This window comes from Microseira wollei NIES-4236 (genome assembly GCF_020521235.1).
In the GTDB taxonomy this organism is placed as follows: Bacteria; Cyanobacteriota; Cyanobacteriia; order Cyanobacteriales; family Aerosakkonemataceae; genus Microseira; species Microseira wollei.
This window is the reverse complement of the sequence record NZ_BLAY01000360.1, coordinates 1-3619: the sequence shown is the minus strand read 5'-3', so window position 1 is coordinate 3619 and position 3619 is coordinate 1. Positions and strand designations below refer to the sequence as shown.

The window sequence follows — 3619 nt, the reverse complement described above, 5'->3', positions numbered from 1 at the left end:
GGGAATTTCTTTTGCTCTCTCAGCTTACATTTACCAGGGGAGGTAGCCGCCAGTCCTTGATCTGTCCTGGTGCTGCTATCTGTTTTTGACTGGCGGCTACCTCCCCTCCTTCCACCTGAATCCTTACGTAACAACTGCATTCGGCGCCGACACTTGGAAGCTATAATCAACAGCAGGAGGGCTGTTCCATTAACCATCAAAGTGTAAGATCCATCCAGCGGCAGCGTCACCTCAAAATCTCCGCGTAATCCTGCTGCTGATATTGTTGGTATTGCCAGGGACGTCAGTTAAAAGTAAGCTAAAGAAATTATCCCCCTGTTCTAGCGGTACATTGGAAAATTCAAACCGACCCGTTGTATCTGCGGTAAAAAGCGCCCCAGTTTGATTAAGAGTAACACAAGAGTTTGGTTCTGTTTGACCGACTAAAGTAACTATTTCCAGTGTGGTTGTATTGTCACCCACTGACTCTGTATCGTGAGACGGTAATAGCGTTAATGTGCCAGAGGGTTTTGCAGTATCTAGAACGAAGGGAATTTGAGCGATTGTTGATGCCTTGCTGCGGAAATTAACTGCTTGCAAGTATAAAGTATAACTGCCGTCAGGTAAGGAACCGCCATTAATCGCTGCTAGTTGGTCGCGGGTGAGGCTAAAGCTGTTGTAATACGATCGTTAGCAGAAGACCCTGTGTCGTTTACTAAAGCTGCGCCCGGTTGTGGTGGATATTGCGAGTCGATATGGCTATTGATTGACTGTCCAACCGATGTGGAACGCCAATCTCTGGTTGGGTTAATGTGGTTAGATAGCAGTGCTACTGCGCCAGTTGCGCCTTTGATTTGGAAGATAAGATCGTTGTAGTCTCTATCAGACCAGGTGCTATCAGCTGGAATATCTTCCCAAGCAAAAGCAGTTTTATTTATTCCCAGTGACATCAACGATTTGCAGTCGAGTGAACGAGTCATTGGGGTTGGGTGTACCAAGAGAAAATAAAGGTCGGTTTCCCCCTCCCCAAATCCCAGGACGGTCGAACATATCTTGCATTGTACGATTGGGGGCGAGGATGAAGCCGAATTTATCCCCTGGACCGATGGAAAAGGTTCTGATGCCTGAATAAATACCTGCGTTCGAGTTACCTTCCCAACCTACAGAACCAGTAAATTTTGCTCGCTGATTGATGTCACTGATAATGATGTGACCTAAATTACTGGCGGTTAAGGATCTTCTAGCAGCTTCTTTGGTAAAGGCATCTGAACCTGGGGTAAACTGTTCCATGCCTTCCAGGTTGAAGATGCCTAGTTCTCCTTGATAAGCACCGCCATCAAATAAATAGTCAACTTCTAGGTTGACTGTGGCTCCTACTGTTAAGAATCCGCTATCAAATAAGTTGGTTGGTTGTGTAGTGCTGGCTCTGGATGAGGTTGTTATATCGCTACCTGTGAGGCTGTCTTGGGATGCGGCTCTTTTTGAGGCACCTGTATTTGGCTGAGATGAAATGTTGGTTGTTGCGAGTGGTTGGTTATCTAGTAACCAGTTGTCAAATCAAGTTGTATGTGACTGAAAAAAAGTTGGATAAATGGTATGATTTGATGTCTGGTTCAGGTCGATATTGTTAAATTATTTAAGCGATTTTGAACTGGCAAATGAGGATTTTTATTGGCGGGAATCCCCCTTTTGAGGGTGATTTGCAGTTTTATGAGGGCAAAATTGTCTTCGATTTGGGGATTTAAGTCGGTTGAGCCTAACCCCGGTGCAGCCAAGAAGTCATAGTCAATTGATGTGCTATCAGCCAGAAGATTTAAATTTCTCAGAATTACCTTTTTTGCCCCCCGAGAAGAATTGTTTTGAAATCAGGTTGGGATTGCCAGCATTAACGGCGCAGATTTGTTGCTGACCACCTCGGTAGATGTTAATTGAACTGATTTTTTGCTAGAGGAGTTTTCTCACATGTTAAATAGGTTAATCAGTTGAATTCAATAGAGTATTTACGTCAGCTGAGCTTAAGTTTATGTGAAGTTAATTTTTAAGATAAATTAATTTTACCTTCGGGGTCTCGGAGTTTTTTCGCAGCGTGATTCGACAATGATATTTGGAGAGGAAATAATAGGTTTTGAGGAATGGGTATTAATGAGCTAGGAAGCTTAGTTGAGTGTTTCTGCTGCTATTGTTCGCTACACCGTTTGATTGCGGATTTTTGCGTCAGCGTTTGATTACTGATTTTCTTTGGTTTGATTGCGGTTTTTACTTGGAACTGATGATTGTTTTATACTGGGTGTTCTGGGTTATTTTTCGCCTGTGTTAAAAAATTTGTTTGTAAAAAACAGCTACTAACTACCGCGGATGGGAAGCCTTGTGAAGCCACCCCATGCCGTCCATGCGAGGGGGTTCACGCTTCGCTTTCAACCTCTCTGGAGGCTCTCCCTATCAATGGCCTTCCAGACATCCAAAGGAATAACTAAATGGGATAACGCTTCTGGGATGCAAATGAAAGTAACAACGCAGTTGCGAAATGAGTACCAGGATTTTGGGAATATTAATGCCGATGTTTGGCAGCGCAATATTGCTAAGTTAGACATAGCATTTAGCAACTTCTGGAAACAAGGAAGAGGTTTGACCCGATATCTCCGTCAACTAAATGCCTTTGAGTACAAGCCTGGTCAAGTAAAGATTGGCTCGCTCAAAGATAGCTACGCAATTATCTATCTACCTGGCATTGGCAACGTCAAAATGTTTAACAGTCGAGACTTGACACAAATTAGGGGAGTTAGGACTTGCACAGTTAAGCGTGGTGGAGGTTACTGGTTTATCTCTATGCTGGTAGACCTGCCAGTAGAACTACCTTCTTTAAAGTCAGAAGTTAAATCAGTAGTTGGAATTGACGTAGGTGTTAATAAACTCGTAGCCGTATCGGATGGTAGTTTCATTGAGAATATTAGACCTACTACCAACAATCGGACAGCAGGACGATTAGCCATTCGCCAAAGGGCAATTAGTCCCTGGCGCCAAAGGCTCTAAAAACAAGGCCAAAGCATATCAAAAGTTATCTAGAACCAAACACAAGTTAGTTCAGAAAAGAGCCGGTTATAACTGGCAAGCTGCCAGTAGGATTGTCAAGACTGCTGATGCTGTTGTCCGAGAAAGCTTAAACATCAAAGCGATGGTCAAACGCGCCAAGCCGAAGCATGATGGTAAGCGAGGATACCTCAAAAACGGCGCATCAGCTAAATCTGGTTTAAACAAAGTTATTCAAGATTGTGGTTGGGGCGACTTATTTAACAAGATTGCTTGGTAGGCTACTAAATCAGCCAAACAGGTTGTCAATGTTGACCCCAAATATTCAAGCCAAGTTTGCCCCAAGTGTGGACATATTGCTCGAGCAAATCCCAGGGGTGAGAAATTCATCTGCAACAACTGCACCTATACCGCTCGCGCTGATACGAAAGCTTCCAGAGAAATAGCCAAGCGCGTCGGAATTGTCTTGCCAAAAAATCCGAAGAATCATGGCTCAGACTGCGGGAAAGTTATGCCGGCGAAGATATCGTTGCCGTCTCTTAGGAGTCCAGGAACCATGCCTATGAGCAGTCGTATATTCAGTTAAATTTGTTTGATTTATCGGCATATACAA

At 43.7% G+C, this 3619-nt stretch carries 6 protein-coding genes and 1 pseudogene; 2 read left to right on the top strand and 5 right to left on the bottom strand.

All coding sequences use genetic code 11. The features are described from left to right. The 4 genes from MiSe_RS48170 to MiSe_RS48155 form a co-directional block, all read right to left on the bottom strand. Positions 1-197 (bottom strand): hypothetical protein (locus tag MiSe_RS48170; RefSeq protein ID WP_226594481.1); only part of this gene is annotated, 197 nt, incomplete at its 3' end. 34 nt (positions 198-231) lie between these two features. After that, positions 232-579, bottom strand: a complete 348-nt coding sequence (locus MiSe_RS48165; protein WP_226594479.1) for a hypothetical protein — start codon at positions 577-579, stop codon at positions 232-234. A gap of 47 nt (positions 580-626) precedes the next feature. Continuing rightward, the gene (locus tag MiSe_RS48160) at positions 627-929 is read right to left on the bottom strand and encodes a DUF4114 domain-containing protein (protein WP_226594476.1); all 303 of its coding nucleotides are present in this window, start codon (positions 927-929) and stop codon (positions 627-629) included. After that, positions 910-1269 (bottom strand): DUF4114 domain-containing protein, encoded by a 360-nt coding sequence (locus MiSe_RS48155; protein ID WP_226594473.1) that lies wholly within the window; start codon positions 1267-1269, stop codon positions 910-912. The genes MiSe_RS48160 and MiSe_RS48155 overlap by 20 nt, the downstream gene beginning before the upstream one ends. Positions 1270-2478: 1209 nt before the next feature. Here MiSe_RS48155 and MiSe_RS48150 point away from each other — a divergent pair. Further along, the gene (locus MiSe_RS48150) at positions 2479-3009 is read left to right on the top strand and encodes a hypothetical protein (RefSeq protein WP_226594471.1); all 531 of its coding nucleotides are present in this window, start codon (positions 2479-2481) and stop codon (positions 3007-3009) included. 66 nt (positions 3010-3075) lie between these two features. On the opposite strand, the gene MiSe_RS48145 is transcribed toward MiSe_RS48150, so the two are convergent. Continuing rightward, positions 3076-3234, bottom strand: coding sequence for a hypothetical protein (locus MiSe_RS48145; protein ID WP_226594468.1), 159 nt, complete (start codon positions 3232-3234; stop codon positions 3076-3078). A gap of 67 nt (positions 3235-3301) precedes the next feature. Between MiSe_RS48145 and MiSe_RS53480 the strand changes: the two are divergent. Then, a pseudogene (locus MiSe_RS53480) lies at positions 3302-3592 on the top strand (zinc ribbon domain-containing protein); the annotation flags it as partial. Positions 3593-3619 lie beyond the last annotated feature (27 nt).

Excerpts from the sequence above, each read along its gene's own strand:
- MiSe_RS48155 (WP_226594473.1), bottom strand. The coding sequence starts at position 1,269 with ATGGAACAGTTTACCCCAGGTTCAGATGCCTTTACCAAAGAAGCTGCT.
- MiSe_RS48150 (WP_226594471.1), top strand. The coding sequence starts at position 2,479 with ATGAAAGTAACAACGCAGTTGCGAAATGAGTACCAGGATTTTGGGAAT.
- MiSe_RS48160 (WP_226594476.1), bottom strand. The coding sequence starts at position 929 with ATGTCACTGGGAATAAATAAAACTGCTTTTGCTTGGGAAGATATTCCA.